Consider the following 17241-nt stretch of genomic DNA (forward strand, 5'->3'; position numbering starts at 1 on the left):
GCTAAGGAACGATCGTAATGTCATATATTGCCGATGGGGTGCTCGTGTTCAATGTGGGTGAACCATTCTTCCAAATTTCGGCATAGATGTTGGCTGCGTCCCCAGCTTTTTTATAATACCCTCCCACATAAACATTGTCGCCTTGTACTGCGATACATGTAGCGTTAGCACTGTTAGGGATCACCGTACTTATCCCGTTCTTCCAATACAGGCCGGTAGCCCCACCGTATGAAAGGCCCGATACGTAAACGTCGCTCCCTTGAACAACCACATGCGAGGTAACTGTATTAAGCAATGTAGTATTAAGCTTAGTTAAAACACCGTTCTTCCATATTACCGGCTCGGCAGAGAACGGCGGAGAAACAGCTGTAGCTGCACCCGAAACGCACCCAATAATATAAACGTCGGTGCCACTCACGGCCAACTCGGTAGCAACAGCCGTGTACGCATCATGGGGCAAAGCATGGAAAACCCCGTTCTTCCAATAACAGGGTGCCTGCTTTGGGAGCACCAAATTATAATAGCCGCTTATATAAACATCGTCGCCTATTAAGGCTACACCTGTTGCAGTGGCATCGCGGCCGTTAGCGTCAAGCTTGGTCATCACACCGTTCTTCCAGTAAACGGCATCGCCGAACAAATTAATACCCCTTTGCGTATAGCCGACAACATATATATCATTACCTTTTACAGCAATGTCGGTGGCTGCTGTCGGGTAAGTATGCGTGTCGCTCAGTACTGTCAAACCGCCATTTCTCCAATAGCATGCTGCCCCATACAAACCTTTGCTGTTGATCCCGCTAACGTACATTACTGTATCTTGTATCACTACATCTTCTGCACTAACAAATTGAGATCTTAAAGACATTTGGGTGTCCTTCCATATCGCCGTCTGTTTGGTTTGTATCCCCATTACTGTTGCCGGTACCTCGCCAACGGCATACACGCCTGAGGGTAACTTAGGCGGGGTAACCACCGGCGGGGTGACAGGAGGAGTTACCCCGTCACTGTCACCATTCTTTTTACAGGAAAAGCATATGGAAATAATGGTGATCAGCGTCAAGGTCTTTAAAGTATGCTCTATTTTGTACATCATAAGGGTTGCATAGATGAATATACCAAATTTCTGCGCCATCGCAAAATTGTCGTATGGAAGGTACTATTTTATCACAAGTATATCAAATATCCGTGAGCGATCTGTCCCTGAGTTGTGGCTGAATAACTGTAGGCCGTTCTTCCAGTAAGTGGCAAAGTTCTCGCCAACGTTAACGTTGGTCCGCAAAGCGCCGCCAATAAATACGTCAGGGCCATCTAAGGCTATAGCCATACCATATTCGCTATTGGTGATAGCGGTCATTGTGCCATTTTTCCAATATAGGGCCAGATCAGAGGTGCCGGTCGCCGTGCCTGCAACATAAATATCGTTGCCGCTGACAGTAATAACATATGCCACACCGCTGTGGTACGTACCTATATCCAACATATTTAGCTTACCACCGTTCCACACCGCGGGTTTGCGCACCGGGAATGGAAATAAAGAGGGTGTAGATGTACCTGCCAAATGTACCACACCGTTGGCTACAGGTATTGCACGGGCCGCCGACTCGTAAGTGTTATCACTAAAAGTATTCAATACTTTGTTTTTCCAGTAACAGGCGGCATATCTGTCTTTCGCTATCCGGTAGGCACCGCATACATAAACATCATTGCCCGATACGGTTATGCCATAAGCGTTGGCATAACCATCGCCCGTAGCGCCTTTGGCAGGCAGATCTACGGCTACGCCGTTCTTCCAATAGATCGGTGTCGGCTCGTCCCAGGTGGTTTTGCAGTACCAGCCACTAATGTAAACATCGTTACCACTGATGCACAATCCTGTGGCAAATGATTGCTTAGCAGAGGCATCCCCAAGGTTATAGAAAGTGCCATTCTTCCAATAACCAGCCATATCTGTGGTTCCGTTGTCTTCATATCCGGCCACATACACGTCAGGCCCTAATACACCAATAGCCTTTCTTCAGAAAGTCGGGTAGATAATTTGATAGCCACACCGTCTTTCCAATAGGATGCCCGCACGTACGACCCATAAAGATCCGTAGCGATATTACCTGCCGCGTAAATGCCGGTCGCGTTAGGCACTTGAGGCGTAATTGGCGTGGTGATCACTGACGGTGTTTTTAGGGTTGGGTTGGTATTAACGATATCGTCCTTTTTGCAGGATGTGAAAGTGGCGCCGACAAGTGCGGCCAATAATTAGATATTGCGGATGGTGCTCATTTTTTTGTTCAAAGGTTTGGTTCAAGAATAGTAAAAATATTGTAGTTGGGCAGTTGTTACCACAAGCATTTTACAAAATTCAAGGCTGATATTCGAAGGGCAACTGGTCGCCAACACGCTTATCGGCCATCGCTCCTTGAATATAAAATGTCTTGTAATCGGCGTGGCTGCCGCGTCGGTCTATCACGGCCTCCTTGGCTATCAGGCGCATAACGGTGCCTTTGTCGTCTATCTTCAGGATCTTGTCGCGGTCTATTTCAGGATCCTTGGTTATTTTAGCCGCTTTTGACGGGTCGTACATCAGGTAAAAATTCTTGAACCTTAAGGTAACGAACGAGGTATCATTAGGCATCACAAGTCTACTGAAATCGGCCGGATAAGGATCGGCCTGTAAAACTTCGGCTTTGGTTTGCGGGTCGATACCTTGAAAAATGTTGTAGGCTATAAAGCCGTCCTTTAAAGGGTTTTGCTTATATACGGATCGCAAAAAATGCATCATCGATCCGTGGTAGGTTTCCGAGCGATTCTTTAACCATTTCTTTTTGTCGGATGCTTTACCGGGTAGCTCTTCAAAATTGGTCTCGCCATCATAAAGGGCAATGCCGCTCTTCAGATCAAAGTTAAAATCTTTGATCAGGTACTTGATGCGGTAACCCAGGCGTTTGTTCTCGATCATTAAAAAATCGTCGGCATCGGCGGTCAGCATACGTTCCTTTTTGTCGAATTTGAAGCTTACCACTTCAGGGTTCAATATGGTGCAGCTCTTCGCGTTCTCTGTCATCCCTAAAAATGCATTCCTGAACAGCGCATAGTTCCTTGCCCGTTCGGCAGGGTTTATCACCACCTCTTTCAGGTCAGTGGTCTTTATCTTTAATATGATGTTTGCCGTAACCGATGAATCCCTGATCACCACGCTTTTGGAATACGGCTCGAACCCCACCATGCTGGCCGACAACTGATAAGTGCCGGGAGACATTTGCGGAAAACTGAATTTACCTTGAAGGTCGGTAGGGCTAACGCGTGTAGTGCCACTTAAAAATACAGTGGCGGAAGGCAGCGTGACGCCTTTATCGTCGGTAACTGTGCCGGATAACGTAAACGTTTGCTGGGCTGATGCCCTGTAGCCTAGGACAATTATCAACGCAAAGATTAAGGTTTTGGCAAGATCTTTCATATCGGGATGCAACACAGATGTTAGCTAAATATAGCGAACCTTTTTAAAACACGATAGTTTCGGAGCGCTAAGGTTGATACTCGAAAGGCAGCCTGTCGCCCACTTGTTTATCAGCTATTCCGCCTTGAATAAAAAAGGTTTTAAAGTTGGCGTAACTACCGCGGCGGTCAATTACTGCTTCGGTGGCCATCAGTTCTATAATGGTGCCTTTGTTATTATAATCAAGCATGTGATTCCTGAGCGAAAGTGCGGCGTCTTTTTTTGCCGCTTTAGACGGGGCATGCATGATATACAGTTTGTTGAATTTGAACGACACGAAAGAAGTATCCAACACGGTCACAAATTTTGACGGATCTGATGATTCCGGTTCTGCGTCGATCACCACCCGGCCCGTCAGGTCTGGATGTGTAGAGTTGACCACATAAACCACAAAACCTTCTGCCACCGAGTTGCCGGCATAAACCGAGCGCAGGAAATGCATCATCGAATATTTATAAGTTTCGGCACGATGCTCGGCCCAGCGTTTTTTGTCCTTTTCGTTGCCGTCCAGATCCTCAAAACTTGGTTCGCCATGGTATAGGATGCGGTTTGCCCGCATATCGTAAGCAAAGTATTTAAGCAGATATTTAATGCGGTAACCCAAATTTTTGTTCTCTACCAATACAATATCGCTGGCTTCGGCCCTGAGTATCGCTTCCTTTTTGTCGAAAGTAAAACTAAGTACATCGGGGTTAATAATGGTGCAACTGCGGCCGTTCTCGGTGGTCCCTAAGAATGCATTCCTAAATAAAGCCAGGTGTGTACGGCGTTCGGTAGGGTCGGTCACGCGGATCGTTACCTCATTCAACTGATTGGTCTTAACCCGCATAACAACGTTGGCAATTACCGACGAGGCTTTAACTACTACGGTCTGCGCATATGGCTCAAAGCCTACCATACTTACCGAAACCTCGTAAGTACCTGGTGCTAACTGGCCGATGTTGAATTTACCTTCGGTACTGGTGGCCGTCATTTTTTTGGTGCCACTTAAAAACACGGTAGCGCCGGGTAAGGTTACGCCCTTTTCATCGGCAACGGTGCCGGATATAGCGAAGCTGCCCTGGGCAAAAGTTCGGGTGCCCAAGGTTATGAACAGAAAAAAAAACAGGTATTTAACTAATAGCTTCATTATCAATTATTGTAAAAGGCCGATGCAATAAATATAACGAACTTGGTAAAACTTTGTTATAAGGGCTCTAATTGGTTTCTTAAACTTATCAAACAATGCATTAAACATTTTGTCGTTACCATAGTCAAACCCATTGACCAATTAGTAATAAGCACGATGAAAGCACTACATAAATATTGGGGAATGGTTATACTGGCATTCGCGTTAATGCTGGCAGCTCCCCAACAGTCTAAAGCCCAATATGGCAACGATATTACCTTCCAGGTATTTTACGATGAATTGGCCCCTTACGGCACTTGGATATACGACCGCCAGTATGGCGACGTATGGTTACCGGATGTTCCGGCCGATTTCCGTCCGTACAGCACCGATGGCTATTGGGCCATGACGAGCTATGGCAATACCTGGGTATCCGACTACGACTGGGGTTGGGCACCTTTCCACTACGGTCGCTGGCAGTTTGACGGTTATTATGGCTGGATGTGGATCCCCGGTTACGAATGGGGACCGGCATGGGTTAACTGGCGTGTAGGCGGTGGTTACTATGGTTGGGCACCATTGGGCCCGGGCGTAGGTATAGATATGACCTTTGCCAACAGCTATTACATCCCTTACGATTATTGGAGCTTTGCGCCTTATGCCTATATCAACAGCCCATACGTATCAAGCTATTACGCGCCGTACAGCACCGTGAACGTGATCTACCGCAATACCCGTGTGATCAGCAATACTTATGCATATAATAACTATAGATATATAACCGGTCCGCGCCCTAACGAGATACAGCGTTACACCCGCAGCCGCCCTGTAGTTTACAACATCCGTAACGCTAACCGCCCGGGTATTGCCAGGATAAGCGACCGTAGCATCAATATCTATCGCCCAACCGTGCAACGTGCCGATAACGTTCGTCCAACCCGCGTGGTAGATGCAACAGCTTACCGTAATGCTAACCCTAACCAAAGGATAGCCATTGGCGAGAACAGTGGCCGTATAAACCGCGATAATGCTTCAAGGCTGATCAATTACGCACGGACCGCCCCTGCTGATAACCGCATAGTTCGCGAGACCAGGGGGGGCAACAATAATAGCGGTAACAATACATCGCCAAATAGCCGCCCAAGCAATAGTGACAGGGGCTTGGTGCGCGGCGGAAACAATGGTAATACCGGGATAGTACCTAATGTGCCGCTAAACCCGTCGGATCCGGCATATAATCCTAATAATAACCGGCCAAGCGTGCCTCGTACCGATGGTCAGCCAACGCCGGTAGTGCGTCCGGGTCAGCCGGTGTTGAATAATCAGCAAGTTCAGCCGCAGCGTGGTAGCCGCCCTGATGTCCAACCGCAGCAAGTCGTGCCGCAGGTGCAGCAGCAAAATAACGATGCGGTAAGGCAACAGCAACAGCAACAACAGGATATACAGCGCCGTCAGCAGGAGCAGATACAACAGCAGCAGCGCAACGTTGACAGGGATGCATCACGCAGTGATATGCAGGACCGTTTTCAACGCCAGCAACGCGAAAGGCCAAGCCGTGAGGCCGCCGATCAGGCAGCCCGCCAACAGCAGGAGCAAGTAAGGCAGCAACAGGCCGTGCAACAACGTCAGCAGCAAGAAGCAGCCCAGCGCCAGCAGCAGGAAGCGCAACAGCGCCAACAGCAAGATCAGGCACGCCAACAACAAGAGGCTCAACAGCGTCAACAACAACAGGAAGCTCAGCAGCGCCAACAACAAGAGGCACAACGCCAGCAACAAGAGCGTGCGCAACGCCAACAGCAGGAGCAACAACAGCAACAACAGCGTCAGCAGCAAGAGCAACAACGTCAACAACAAGAGCAACAAAGGCAACAGCAGGAGCAGCAACAGCGTCAACAACAAGAGCAACAACGCCAGCAACAAGAGCAGGCGCGTCAGCAACAGCAACGCCAGCAGCAGGAGCAGCAACAACGCCAACAACAAGAGCAACAGCGTCAGCAAGGCTCAAGGCCGACCCGCCAGCCGCCAATGTAAGCTGGTCGGGAAATATATTGATGGACCGCATCCCCAAAAGGTGCGGTCTTTTTATTTGAGTGCGGGTTAGTTTGGCTGACCTATGGTCGACCTTAATGAAAATGGCTCTAATGAAATGTGATAAAAAATCTGTGGAATCAATTACGAAGATCTGTGGAATCAAGATAAAAAAAGGCCGGAACACTCTCGCAGTATTACGGCCTCTACATCTACCTATGAAAAACAGCCCTTTGGTTGGGCATATAGTATAACTCAATTGCTGTGCCGATCAGTAAAATGGCCTTATTTATAGTAAAAAGCAATGTTTTAACCAATGTAGCCTCAATTTAACTGGGAGCGGCTTACTCATATTGGGTATTTCTTTGCAAGATGGGGAATTAAACGTTGAGCTTGAATGGTTACCGCATTTCGCACGATCAGTAATGGAGTCGGATCGGAAGTATCATTAAACGCTCTGCGGATAACATCAGCGTCATCATCGAATTTGAAAAAGATCTGTGAGATCTTCCCAGGATCTGTGGAATCAATTACGAAGATCTGTGAAATCAAGATAAAAAAAGGCCGGAACACTCTCGCAGTATTACGGCCTCTACATCTACCTATGAAAAACAGCCCTTTGGTTGGGCATATAGGGTAATTCAATTGTTGTGCCAGTTAACAAAAAGACTTTATTTATAGCAAAAAGCAATGTTTTAACCCATTGTGAGTGATATTAACCGGGAATAGCTTACTCATTTTGGGTATTTTTCATCTCAGTGGACTTCCACAGTGAGTACTTTATTTTAAGATCTCATCCAAAGAGGGCCGTTTTTAGTGCGATATTGTTGAATTGCCCCTTCGGATAGCAGGTCGTTAAGTAGACTTTCGGCATTGTTCAATTCCATATCGCTTAACTCGGCAAACTCGCGGTTGGTAAGGGTAGGATACTTACCAAACAGATCACTCCAATTCTTTAGATAAGGCTGTTTCAGAATATCCGGGTGCGTTTTCCCGATCGCGTCCTCATAAACGTTGTAGGGTTTATAACCATAAACTTTTTCGGTCGTTCCTGATCGGCCCGTAATAAAGATAGTAGGGAAGCCGCGCACGCCCATCATTTTAGCCAGATCAAGATCCTGATAGAATAAGGTGCGTCCCATGCCGGCCATGTCGGTCTGTAGTTGCTCCGGATCTAATCCTGCTGAGGTTGCCGCAACACTGATATGCACCCATTTGGTGATGTTCTTTTTCTGTAAGAAAACCATCTCGCGCAAGTGACGCAGAAAATTCAAAGCCTTTACCTTGCTTTGTATCTGTGCCGCTTTGAAAGCGATAGATGGGGGATATGATGAATCCAGCGGATCTTCCAGCCAAACATCGCCATCGATAGGCATGTTGTAGTAGGCACTTACCTCATCCCAGTGATGGGCCACATCGGATGGTTTGCTGATGCCGCCGCTGTTGTAACTCCAATCGGGCAATAGGCCGCCCATATGGTAGTTTATTCGGGTATCGTGACCGTACTCCAGTTTTAATTTACGCAATTGCGGTTCGATACCCCAGCACGTAGAACATATCGGGTCGGTAAAGTAAATGATCTTAACGGGCTTGTTGCCGGTCTGCAGTTCGGCAGTATCAGTTGTAGTTGCCTGGCCGGGCAGTTCGCACATGCCGGTCTCTACGTCGCAAAGCAAGGGGTTATTATTTGTTTCCATACAATGTCTATCTTGCACAAAGTTCGGCAATGCCCCGGCGGGTATCAATAAGTCAGAAAAATATGACCACCAACAGTAATAGTGCTACCGATGAAATATGCCCCGCCCATGCGTTGCTTAAAACCTTCTCGGGCAAATGGAAGCCGGAGCTATTCCGATCTGCTGTGAGCGCACCCTTGCGCTTTAATTCGCTGTTGAAGCAATTGCCCGGTGCCAACAAACAATCTTTATCAGTTGCCTTAAAAGAATTGGAGGAAGCAGGTATTTTATCAAAGCTGACCGTGAAACTGAAACCGCTCCACATCGAATATCATCTGACCGACAAAGGCCAACAACTGATCCCCATATTTGAGCAACTGGAGTTGTTGCAACACAAAAGGTAACAAAGGAGCGGTCAGCGGATAGAAACTAAGGATCAAAAGATTTTCGTTGGACAAAAAAATCAGTGTAATCCTCCCCAAATCTGTGGAATCAAGCTAACATCTGTGGAATCAAGAAACTAAAAAGGCCGGGACACTCTCGCAGTATCTTCCGGCCTCTACATCTACCTATGAAAAACAGCCCTTTGGTTGGGCATAAAGGATAATTCAAACCCTGTGCCAGTTAATATTTATACTGATTTTATAGCAAAAAGCAATGTTTTAATGTGGAGTTACGGAAACACTGCGGAAATTGCTTGCCCGGATCGGGGATTTTTTAACTCAGCGTTGTAGCGTTAATGCCAAAATAACGGTAAGTAAACTCGGCAATACGGATAACCGTATTATATTTACAATATCAAACACCTTAAATGAAAAGCATTTATTTCTTTTTGGCAGCACTACTGCTCACCGTAACATCGTGTAATAACCGTTTTTATGCCCCGGCCTTGTATCAGAACGATGTTTCGTACCTGCCCAAGCCGTCAACTTTCGATAGCTCAAAAAGCGCTACCTATATTTCAATTGGCGGCGGTTTTAATCAGACAGTCAATTCCAGCAACTCCGTATCTTTTGGCGAATTGAACATCTCCGAAGGACATAATTTCGGTACAGCCAACCTGTCGTACGGCATGTTCGGATCCTTAGGGGCGATCGACAACAGCAATCATGATAATGAGAAAAGCGACCCCAACAGTTTTGCCTCTAAAAATTTCGGGGCATTAGGCGGCCGCGCGGCTTTTAATTTTAATAAGGCAATGGATAACGTCAACTTCCGGTTCTTTGGTGTTGAGGCGGCTTACAGTCGCGAGTTTGGCGATTTTGCGGCTTACCGCCGGCAGGTTGCGTTGCTACCCAACTATAACGCCATTACCCGTACCGAGATGCTTACCCTTGGTGCTACCAGCGAGATACTTTGGCATAGCCCTAATAATAAGAACACCCAACATGCGCTACGCGGTTTCATTGGTAAAACCTTTGGCGATTTTAGTCAGGTACGCTCCAATCTATCCGAATACACACCAAACATCCCGCTTTATTTAACGGTAAGCTACTACGCCAAATTCGATCAGTTTTGGGGTGCCGCCGAGTTGACCAAGAACGATGTTTCTATCCCTGGTTTCAGGATAAAAATGGGATACAGATTTTAAGGACTTAATACAACAACGCCCGGTCTTGCCGGGCGTTGTTGTATTATAAAAATTATCATTTCGCAATTGGCTCACGATAACTATCGGGGCCGCCTTAGCATTCCTCAGCTACGGTCTTTGCACTTTATAGCCCAGGCCAATATTCACGTTCACAAATACCGCGCTCTGTTTGTTGTTAGGGCCGTTGGCAAGGTCATAGTTGCTATCTGTCTTCCAATTACTGTCAGACGTTTGTAGGTAATAACCAAACCTTACACCCAGCGGGATAGCGCGGTGGATAGTGTAATTATCCACTTGTTTATCTTTAACGCCGATCAGGTAATCAAACCCGCCACCGAATTCCAGACCGAAGCGCGGGTTCCACAAGGTTTTGCTGGCGCTTTGGTTCAGTAACTGGTTACTGAAATTAGGCTGACTTTGCACTCTGTTATCATCACGGATGCGCAACATCCCTTGTGAAAAATTGACACCCACAAATGGGAACGCCCGCATTTTAGGATTATTGGCAATATCATACCCAAACCGGCCGAACACCTGGAACTGGTTGTACTTAGCCTTGATCCCGTTGACAGTGTTAGCTTCAGACGTAGAAGTAAAGCTGGCGCCGATACCGTCCTCGAACACGAACTTTTTATAAATACGGTTCATAGAGAGGTTAAGCCAGTAATTATTTTCGGGCAGAGACGGGATACTGTTGGCATTCAGGATACCGTTCAATTGGCCCAACTTACTCGGACGGAACATCCCCTGTACCTGCACAGTACCGGCGAACTCCTTTTTTTGAGCATCAGCCGATAATGCAATGGCCGAGACCCCGGCAAAGATCAGCAGCGTTCTGGTTATTTTTTTCATAGTAAAGCGTTATGTGGTTTATAATGTATAATTAACCTGAACGGCATTTTGTTTGGATCAGTACGTTTTGAGGTGAACTTCTGCTATCTGGATAGGCGACTGGTTAATAAGCATAGCCGATCCAATCCTGATGATGAGACAAAGAAACAGGTATGCGAGCATCGGCTGTATTTAACCAGGGAGTACCGACATCATCTTTGATAACTTCGGCTTGTGAGCGCTCTTTCAAAAGCTTTCTTACGGCTTTGGATTGGCTGTCCGGATCGATGGCCGAGGTCTTATTTATGCCCCAATTTACCTTGGAAAGAATTGGATCAGGCGATACGATGCTGTTGATCAGCTCGTTGCCGTAAATGATCGACCGCGCGTAAAGGGTATGAGAATTGATAGATAAGATGATCTGGTAGCAACCTGGTTCATCAATACCTGTTTGAGGTATACCTGTAGGAATTTTATCAATTAAAACTGTAGGTGGATCAATAGATGTTATAACGGTCCTTGTTGGAGAGAACACCAGATCGGGCTGGATGCGTTTAAGGCATTTATAAGCCGCCTCTTTAACCGACCAGGCCAGCCACACGAACTGATAAAAAGGAATGCCGGGACAATTGCTTTGATAAAAAGGCAATTCGGTCCCGGCTAATATCTTGTTGTAGAATTGGGGGGTAATGGTACGCTCGGCATTAACGGCTTTAAGGGCTACGATATCGTTGCCGATGCTGTACAAAACTATTGTGCTTTTAAGCGCGATTCGATCACATCGATGCAGCTGCCTACTACGATCATTTTCTCGGCGTCATCGTAATCGATCTCTACATTATACTTTTCTTCGGCGTCGATAATGATATCTACCAAATTAGCCGAGTTTATCTTCAGGTCCCTGATCAGGTCGGTCTCTTCGTTAACGGCCGCCAATTGTTCTTTGTCAAGGGTGTAAGGAGCAAGTATTTTCTTTAACTCGTCTAATATCTCTGTTCTGTTCATTTGTTGTTAAATTTTGAGAATATCAAGCAGGTGTTGACGTCCCCAAATCCAAAATTAGCCTTTGCTAATATATTAATATCTTTTTTAACCGCCGTTAGCGGGATGCAACCTTCGTCTATCAATTCCAGTATCCCCGGGTTAGGGTCTTCTATATTGATATTTGGGTGCGCAAAGTTATGATTTATCTGCAAGATAGCCGCAACCGATTCAATAGAGCCTGCAGCGCTTAAACAATGCCCGATCATGCTCTTTAACGAATTGATGAGCGGGAAGTTTTTACCACTTCTATTTAGTGCTTTTGTCCAATTCTGTATCTCGTACTTATCGGCCATAGTCGCGGTTAAATGCCCGCTGATCAGATCGATCTGGTCGGGGTCGATGCCTGCCGCCGTCACCGCGTCGGTAACGCTTTTCATTACACCGGCAGGGTTGGGCGCTGTCATGGATCCGCCGCCACGTTGCCCGCCCGAGTTGCTGGATGCGCCTAAGATCTCGGCGTATATCCTTGCACCACGGTCCAAAGCATAGTCAAGATCTTCTAAGATCAAAGCGGCGGCACCCGATCCGGGAACAAAACCGCCTGCAGTAGCGCTCATTGGTCGCGATGCTCTTTCAGGCTGATCATTGAACTTGCGGGATAATACACGCATACTGTCAAAAGCCCCGTAAACGTAAGGATCTACATATTCGCTGCTACCTACCAGCATCCTTTTTGATGCTCCCCATTTGATCTGGTCGTAACCCATCATAATGGCTTGCGTTCCAGTTGCACAGGCCGACGAATTGGTGGTGATCATGCCCCCCAAACCTAAACGGCCCGAGATATAACTGGTCACACCGCTATTCATCGCTTGCTCCACCACACGCGACCCCAATTTACGAACCTCTTTGTTATCCACCTTGGTGATCACGTTCTTCATGGCCTCGGTATCGGCCACGCTATTTCCGAAGATACAGCCTGTGTCCCAGCGTGGCTCGTCGGTATCGTACTCAAATCCGGCATCGGCCCAGGCATCCATCGCAGCTGTGATGCCGTAACCGATGTTGGTACCTTTTAAGCCATGGAATGTTACCTCAGAGATATACTTTTTCAGGTCCTCCCAAATAAAATCGGGCTTACCCGCTACCCGGCAACTAAAGTTAAGCTCCTCATAAAGCGGCATAAATTTTATGCCCGAAGTGCCGTTCTGTATCGCATCTAAGAACGCGGGGACGCCCACGCCGTTTGGCGATACCACCCCTATGCCAGTAACTACTACGCGCCTGCTCATTTATTTAATGCCTTCGATATTTTTAATGATGCCGCTGAACATACCCCGGGCTACCATTTCGCCGTGGTCGTCCAGCATTTCTACATAACATTTCAGTTTCCCAAAACGGAAGTATTGTTTTTTTGATGTTACCGTGACCTTTTGCCCCGGCAGAACCATTTTAAAGAACGAAACATCGGTAGATGTTAACAAGGGGAACATATCCTGATCGTTGTCCAAATTCATTGGCGATTCTTTCAGGATCAAAAATATACCCATCACCACCAAACCTATTTGTGCCATGATCTCTGTGATGATCACCCCCGGTGTGATTGGGTTTCCCGCAAAGTGGTCCTCGTAAAAAAAAGCGTCTTCCTTCAGCGTAAAATCACCTATCACCTCGTCTTCGGTCAGCCGGGATATATTATCCACAAAACGGAAAGACGATTTATAAGGCAGATGGTTTAATATATGGTGTTTCATTTGGTATCTTCTTTTTACCCCTTGTTAACGTCCTCGCACATTGCAAGGGCAGTAGTGTTCCCCTTTTAAAGGGGAAAGCAAAGGCAGTGCTAATGCAGTTGCTTTCATAAGGGGTATATTCGGGTAGTTGCTTTTCATCGTAAAAACTATCGACAGTGCTCTCCACCATCAACATGCAAGAGCGCGCCGTTTATCCAGGCGGCCTCGTCGGTACATAATAAATAAATAACGTTGGCTACATCGCCCGGTACGGTCATGCGTTGTAACGGGTTGCGGGTCTCGGCTATCTCCACCAATTTATCACTGCCTGGGATGCGCTGCAAAGCGGCAGTATTGGTGATGCCCGCTTGGATCAGGTTGGTGCGCAAACCATAAGGCGCAAACTCCACCGCCATGTAAGTGGTCAGGCTTTGTAATGATGCTTTAGCTATGGATACTGCCGCGTATGCATCCCAATATTTGTCAGCCCCTTCGCTGGTCAACCCAATAATGCGACTGTCCTGATGGAACAATCCGGCATTTAAAATATCACGAGTCCAATCCAGCAGACTATTGCCCATCGCGTAGCTGGTCATCTGGATATCCTCTACCGTTAATAACGAATGCTGACCTGTCTCACCCTTCGGTTCAACCAATGGCTTTAAATTACCACGCGCAACGGAGTGCATCAGCAATTTAACTTTACCTAACCTGTCCGGGATACCGAACTCATCTATAAAACTGATGCGGGACGAATTGTCGAGTACGTTGAGATTGTATGAAAGTATCTCGACATTATTTTCGGCAGCTATTTCGGCTAAAGCCTCGGTAGCCTTCTTAGCCGGACCGGATGGCTCGCGGAATAGCACAGCCAAATTCATACCTTTCGACGCCAATTTTTCGGCCGTAGCAAAGCCAAAGCCGCTTGATCCGCCTAATATGATCGCCCATAAACCTGCAAAAGGTAGTTCTGTATTCACCCGGTAGTGTATTAAACTTTATGGATCAACGCGTGTCCTATCCTACAACGCATTGAAACAAAATGACCTCAAAATAAATAAAATTAATCGATGTGTGGGGCACGATGTTGTAACAAGTATATTATCCGGCTATTAAATCAAATATCCGGCGTTATTGTTTTTGAAAACCGGGGCTTTACTTAATGTTGAGTTTAGCACCTGATTTTTTTTAATTATGTTTGATAGATTATGAAACTTAGGACAGCCTGTAAAACCTTTGCTTTATCCATCCTGATCGGTTGCTTTGCGTGCCTGAGCCCCGCTATGGCCCAAAAGCTGGATAAAGCTACTTTTTACCAACTGATGAAGTCGGGCAATAAGGATGATATCGACAAAGGATTAGCAGACCTGAAAGACAACCAGCAAGGTTATGCCGGCGCATTGATCATCCGAAAAGCAGGATTACCAAAGGCTAAAGATCGCCTAAAGACCTTCAAAGAAGGCCGTAATAAACTGGATGCCGCCATTGATGCCGACCCGGACAATACGGAATTACGTTTCATCCGCTTATCGATACAAGAGAGATCACCCAAAATAGTTGGTTACAAAAAAGACATACAAGCCGACAAAGCTTTTGTGATCAAACACTTTGCGCAACTATCGCCGGTGGTTCAGGATGCTGTGAAGGATTTTGCCGCTAAGGAATCGAAAGTTTTAAAGACATCAGAATTGTAATTTTGCATCAAATGACCAAAAAGGTATTAGCCATATACTACACCCAATCGGGACAGATGACCGATATCATCACGCAGTTTACCTCGCCCTTGGTAGAGAGTGGCGCTGATGTGGACATCGTATCGGTCAAACCTGTGGTGGATTATAATTTCCCATGGACCGGCAGCCGCTTTTTTAGCGTAATGCCGGATTGCCAATTGGGCGTACCTACCGAGCTGCATGATTTTCAGCTAAAGCATGACAGTTATGATCTGGTCATTTTGGCTTATCAACCCTGGTTCCTATCGCCGAGCATACCTTCAAATTCTATTATCCAGCACCCAAAATTCAGAGCGGTGGTAAAGGATACACCCGTAGTGACCATATCCGCCGGGCGAAATATGTGGCTGAATGCCTTTGATAAGATCAAGCTGTTACTGGCCGATGCAGGCGCTAATTTTATCGGTAACGTGGCATTGGTGGATACAAATCCTAACTTTGTCAGCTTTGTCACTATCTTTTATTGGATGCTGACCGGAAAAAAAGAACGTTATCTAAACATATTCCCTAAGCCCGGTGTTTCTGACGAGGATATAGCACGGACATCGGTCTATGGAGGGATCCTTGCTGAGCGTTTGGCCCAGAATAATTGGGATGGGTTACAGCAAGAGCTGGTTGATGCCGGTGCCGTGAAGATCAAATATCCGCTGATGGTGATCGAGGGTAAAGCCGGGATCATTTTTAAAGTTTGGGCAAACTTTATAGCTAAGCGGAAGAATAAAATGCCCTGGATAACAGCTTTTAAATATTACTTGTTCATTGCGCTATTTTTAGGGGCGCCGATACTACTTACTTTAGATGCCATATTTTTGCGTCCGTTCACTCAAAAGGGTATACGTGCAAAAAAACAGCACTACTTATTATTGAACTAAAACACGTCTATGTCTAACCAGGTCTATATTACCAATACCGCTGCTTTTTTCCCGAACAGCCCCGTCGCTAACGATGAGATGGAAGAGTATTTGGGCTACATCAACGGCAAACCGTCCAAATCAAAAAAGATCGTTCTGCGCAACAATGGTATCACCAATCGTTATTACGCTTTAGAAAAAGGTGGCAAAAGCACCCATACCAACGCGCAAATGACCGCCCTTGCCGTGCGCGAATTATTTGGTAATGACCCCGACCGGTTAAAAGAGATGGAGTTGTTAAGCTGCGGTACTTCATCACCGGATCAGATGATGCCAAGCCATGGTGTAATGACCCACGGTTGGTTGCCTGAAGCGGGCGGTATCGAAGTGGTATCACCTTCGGGTGTATGCTGCGCGGGTATGCATGCTTTAAAGTATGCTTACTTAGCGATCAAAGCCGGTGAAGCAAAAACAGCGGTAGCCACAGGTTCGGAGCGATTCTCGGGCCTGTTGGTATCCGACGTATTCAACGAAGAGGCCCATCACCTGGAAGCTCTGAATGAGAATCCGTATATCGCTTTTTCTAAAGAATTTTTACGCTGGATGTTATCCGACGGTGCGTCGGCGTTCTTACTGTCAGACACGCCAAACCCGGAAGGTTTAAGCCTGCGTATCGATTGGATAGAAGGTGTATCGTATGCTAACGAGATGGATGCCTGCATGTACATGGGGTCTGAAAAAGAACCCGATGGCACCCTGAAAGGCTTTATGGATTTCACGCCCGAAGAGATCATGAACAAGTCTATCTTCAGCGTGAAACAAGATATCTCCCTGTTGAGCGATAACATCGTACCGCTGGGTGGCCGCAAGATCAAAGAGATCATCGAGAAAAAGGGCCTCACCGCTAAAGATATCGACCACTTTTTGCCGCACATCTCCAGCAACTTCTTCCGCAGCAAGATAGCTGATATGGTAGAACAGTACGGCGGCGGTATCCCCGACGAAAAATGGTTCATCAACCTGTACACCGTAGGTAATGTTGGCGCTGCATCGATCTACCTGATGATCAACGAGATGTTCCAAACCGGTAAATTAAAAAAAGGAGAGACCTTATTATTATTAGTGCCCGAAAGCTCGCGCTTTAGTTATATGTACGCGATGCTGACGGTGGTGTGACCCCTCCTAAATCCTCCCCGAAGGGAAGGACTTTAAAAGG

18 protein-coding genes are annotated in these 17241 nt (G+C 46.6%); 6 read left to right on the forward strand and 12 right to left on the reverse strand.

The window, feature by feature from the left end; all coding sequences use genetic code 11:
• Position 1 precedes the first annotated feature (1 nt).
• The 5 genes from IRJ16_RS15630 to IRJ16_RS15650 all read right to left on the reverse strand — a co-directional run bounded on the left by IRJ16_RS15630 (position 2) and on the right by IRJ16_RS15650 (position 4619).
• Positions 2-1096 (reverse strand): hypothetical protein, encoded by a 1095-nt coding sequence (locus IRJ16_RS15630; protein WP_194112555.1) that lies wholly within the window; start codon positions 1094-1096, stop codon positions 2-4.
• A 63-nt stretch (positions 1097-1159) separates the two neighbouring features.
• Positions 1160-1948 carry a hypothetical protein gene (locus IRJ16_RS15635; protein ID WP_194112556.1) on the reverse strand — a complete coding sequence of 263 codons (789 nt, stop codon included), beginning with the start codon at positions 1946-1948 and terminating at the stop codon, positions 1160-1162.
• A 47-nt stretch (positions 1949-1995) separates the two neighbouring features.
• Positions 1996-2250 (reverse strand): hypothetical protein, encoded by a 255-nt coding sequence (locus IRJ16_RS15640; RefSeq protein WP_194112557.1) that lies wholly within the window; start codon positions 2248-2250, stop codon positions 1996-1998.
• 106 nt (positions 2251-2356) lie between these two features.
• Positions 2357-3418, reverse strand: coding sequence for a carboxypeptidase-like regulatory domain-containing protein (locus IRJ16_RS15645; protein WP_194112558.1), 1062 nt, complete (start codon positions 3416-3418; stop codon positions 2357-2359).
• 100 nt (positions 3419-3518) lie between these two features.
• Positions 3519-4619: a carboxypeptidase-like regulatory domain-containing protein gene (locus IRJ16_RS15650; RefSeq protein ID WP_194112559.1), complete on the reverse strand. Its 1101-nt coding sequence runs from the start codon at positions 4617-4619 to the stop codon at positions 3519-3521.
• 156 nt (positions 4620-4775) lie between these two features.
• On the opposite strand from IRJ16_RS15650, the gene IRJ16_RS15655 reads away from it, so the two are divergent.
• A complete protein-coding gene (locus IRJ16_RS15655; protein ID WP_194112560.1) occupies positions 4776-6629 on the forward strand; it encodes a DUF6600 domain-containing protein in 1854 nt (617 codons plus the stop codon).
• A gap of 782 nt (positions 6630-7411) precedes the next feature.
• Here IRJ16_RS15655 and IRJ16_RS15660 read toward each other — a convergent pair.
• Positions 7412-8323, reverse strand: a complete 912-nt coding sequence (locus IRJ16_RS15660; RefSeq protein WP_194112561.1) for a DsbA family protein — start codon at positions 8321-8323, stop codon at positions 7412-7414.
• A 62-nt stretch (positions 8324-8385) separates the two neighbouring features.
• Between IRJ16_RS15660 and IRJ16_RS15665 the strand changes: the two genes are divergently transcribed.
• Positions 8386-8706, forward strand: coding sequence for a winged helix-turn-helix transcriptional regulator (locus IRJ16_RS15665; RefSeq protein WP_194112562.1), 321 nt, complete (start codon positions 8386-8388; stop codon positions 8704-8706).
• Positions 8707-9113: 407 nt separating this feature from the next.
• Positions 9114-9893: a hypothetical protein gene (locus IRJ16_RS15670; protein WP_194112563.1), complete on the forward strand. Its 780-nt coding sequence runs from the start codon at positions 9114-9116 to the stop codon at positions 9891-9893.
• 108 nt (positions 9894-10001) lie between these two features.
• On the opposite strand, the gene IRJ16_RS15675 is transcribed toward IRJ16_RS15670, so the two are convergent.
• From IRJ16_RS15675 to IRJ16_RS15700, 6 genes are all read right to left on the reverse strand, one after another.
• Positions 10002-10745 (reverse strand): hypothetical protein, encoded by a 744-nt coding sequence (locus IRJ16_RS15675; protein WP_194112564.1) that lies wholly within the window; start codon positions 10743-10745, stop codon positions 10002-10004.
• A 103-nt stretch (positions 10746-10848) separates the two neighbouring features.
• Positions 10849-11472: a 4'-phosphopantetheinyl transferase family protein gene (locus tag IRJ16_RS15680; protein WP_194112565.1), complete on the reverse strand. Its 624-nt coding sequence runs from the start codon at positions 11470-11472 to the stop codon at positions 10849-10851.
• 2 nt (positions 11473-11474) lie between these two features.
• Positions 11475-11729, reverse strand: a complete 255-nt coding sequence (locus IRJ16_RS15685; protein ID WP_194112566.1) for an acyl carrier protein — start codon at positions 11727-11729, stop codon at positions 11475-11477.
• Positions 11726-13000: a beta-ketoacyl-[acyl-carrier-protein] synthase family protein gene (locus IRJ16_RS15690; protein WP_194112567.1), complete on the reverse strand. Its 1275-nt coding sequence runs from the start codon at positions 12998-13000 to the stop codon at positions 11726-11728. The genes IRJ16_RS15685 and IRJ16_RS15690 overlap by 4 nt, the downstream gene beginning before the upstream one ends.
• Positions 13001-13462 carry a 3-hydroxyacyl-ACP dehydratase FabZ family protein gene (locus IRJ16_RS15695; RefSeq protein WP_194112568.1) on the reverse strand — a complete coding sequence of 154 codons (462 nt, stop codon included), beginning with the start codon at positions 13460-13462 and terminating at the stop codon, positions 13001-13003.
• A gap of 146 nt (positions 13463-13608) precedes the next feature.
• Positions 13609-14421, reverse strand: coding sequence for an SDR family oxidoreductase (locus IRJ16_RS15700; RefSeq protein WP_194112569.1), 813 nt, complete (start codon positions 14419-14421; stop codon positions 13609-13611).
• 228 nt (positions 14422-14649) lie between these two features.
• Between IRJ16_RS15700 and IRJ16_RS15705 the strand changes: the two genes are divergently transcribed.
• Genes IRJ16_RS15705 through IRJ16_RS15715 form a run of 3 tightly spaced genes read left to right on the forward strand, consistent with a single transcriptional unit; the run spans position 14650 to position 17201 of the window.
• Complete coding sequence (locus tag IRJ16_RS15705; protein ID WP_194112570.1) at positions 14650-15135, forward strand: hypothetical protein; 486 nt, start codon at positions 14650-14652, stop codon at positions 15133-15135.
• Between the two features lie 11 nt (positions 15136-15146).
• Positions 15147-16046: a hypothetical protein gene (locus IRJ16_RS15710; protein ID WP_194112571.1), complete on the forward strand. Its 900-nt coding sequence runs from the start codon at positions 15147-15149 to the stop codon at positions 16044-16046.
• A gap of 9 nt (positions 16047-16055) precedes the next feature.
• Positions 16056-17201, forward strand: a complete 1146-nt coding sequence (locus IRJ16_RS15715; RefSeq protein ID WP_194112572.1) for a beta-ketoacyl-ACP synthase III — start codon at positions 16056-16058, stop codon at positions 17199-17201.
• Positions 17202-17241: the final 40 nt, after the last annotated feature.

This window comes from Mucilaginibacter myungsuensis (assembly GCF_015222005.1).
In the GTDB taxonomy this organism is placed as follows: Bacteria; Bacteroidota; Bacteroidia; order Sphingobacteriales; family Sphingobacteriaceae; genus Mucilaginibacter; species Mucilaginibacter myungsuensis.

Coding starts and splice junctions, on each gene's coding strand:
- IRJ16_RS15630 (WP_194112555.1), bottom strand. CDS start 1,096: ATGATGTACAAAATAGAGCATACTTTAAAGACCTTGACGCTGATCACC.
- IRJ16_RS15635 (WP_194112556.1), bottom strand. CDS start 1,948: ATGGCTGGTTATTGGAAGAATGGCACTTTCTATAACCTTGGGGATGCC.
- IRJ16_RS15650 (WP_194112559.1), bottom strand. CDS start 4,619: ATGAAGCTATTAGTTAAATACCTGTTTTTTTTTCTGTTCATAACCTTG.
- IRJ16_RS15655 (WP_194112560.1), top strand. CDS start 4,776: ATGAAAGCACTACATAAATATTGGGGAATGGTTATACTGGCATTCGCG.
- IRJ16_RS15660 (WP_194112561.1), bottom strand. CDS start 8,323: ATGGAAACAAATAATAACCCCTTGCTTTGCGACGTAGAGACCGGCATG.
- IRJ16_RS15665 (WP_194112562.1), top strand. CDS start 8,386: ATGACCACCAACAGTAATAGTGCTACCGATGAAATATGCCCCGCCCAT.
- IRJ16_RS15670 (WP_194112563.1), top strand. CDS start 9,114: ATGAAAAGCATTTATTTCTTTTTGGCAGCACTACTGCTCACCGTAACA.
- IRJ16_RS15675 (WP_194112564.1), bottom strand. CDS start 10,745: ATGAAAAAAATAACCAGAACGCTGCTGATCTTTGCCGGGGTCTCGGCC.
- IRJ16_RS15685 (WP_194112566.1), bottom strand. CDS start 11,729: ATGAACAGAACAGAGATATTAGACGAGTTAAAGAAAATACTTGCTCCT.
- IRJ16_RS15690 (WP_194112567.1), bottom strand. CDS start 13,000: ATGAGCAGGCGCGTAGTAGTTACTGGCATAGGGGTGGTATCGCCAAAC.
- IRJ16_RS15695 (WP_194112568.1), bottom strand. CDS start 13,462: ATGAAACACCATATATTAAACCATCTGCCTTATAAATCGTCTTTCCGT.
- IRJ16_RS15705 (WP_194112570.1), top strand. CDS start 14,650: ATGAAACTTAGGACAGCCTGTAAAACCTTTGCTTTATCCATCCTGATC.
- IRJ16_RS15710 (WP_194112571.1), top strand. CDS start 15,147: ATGACCAAAAAGGTATTAGCCATATACTACACCCAATCGGGACAGATG.
- IRJ16_RS15715 (WP_194112572.1), top strand. CDS start 16,056: ATGTCTAACCAGGTCTATATTACCAATACCGCTGCTTTTTTCCCGAAC.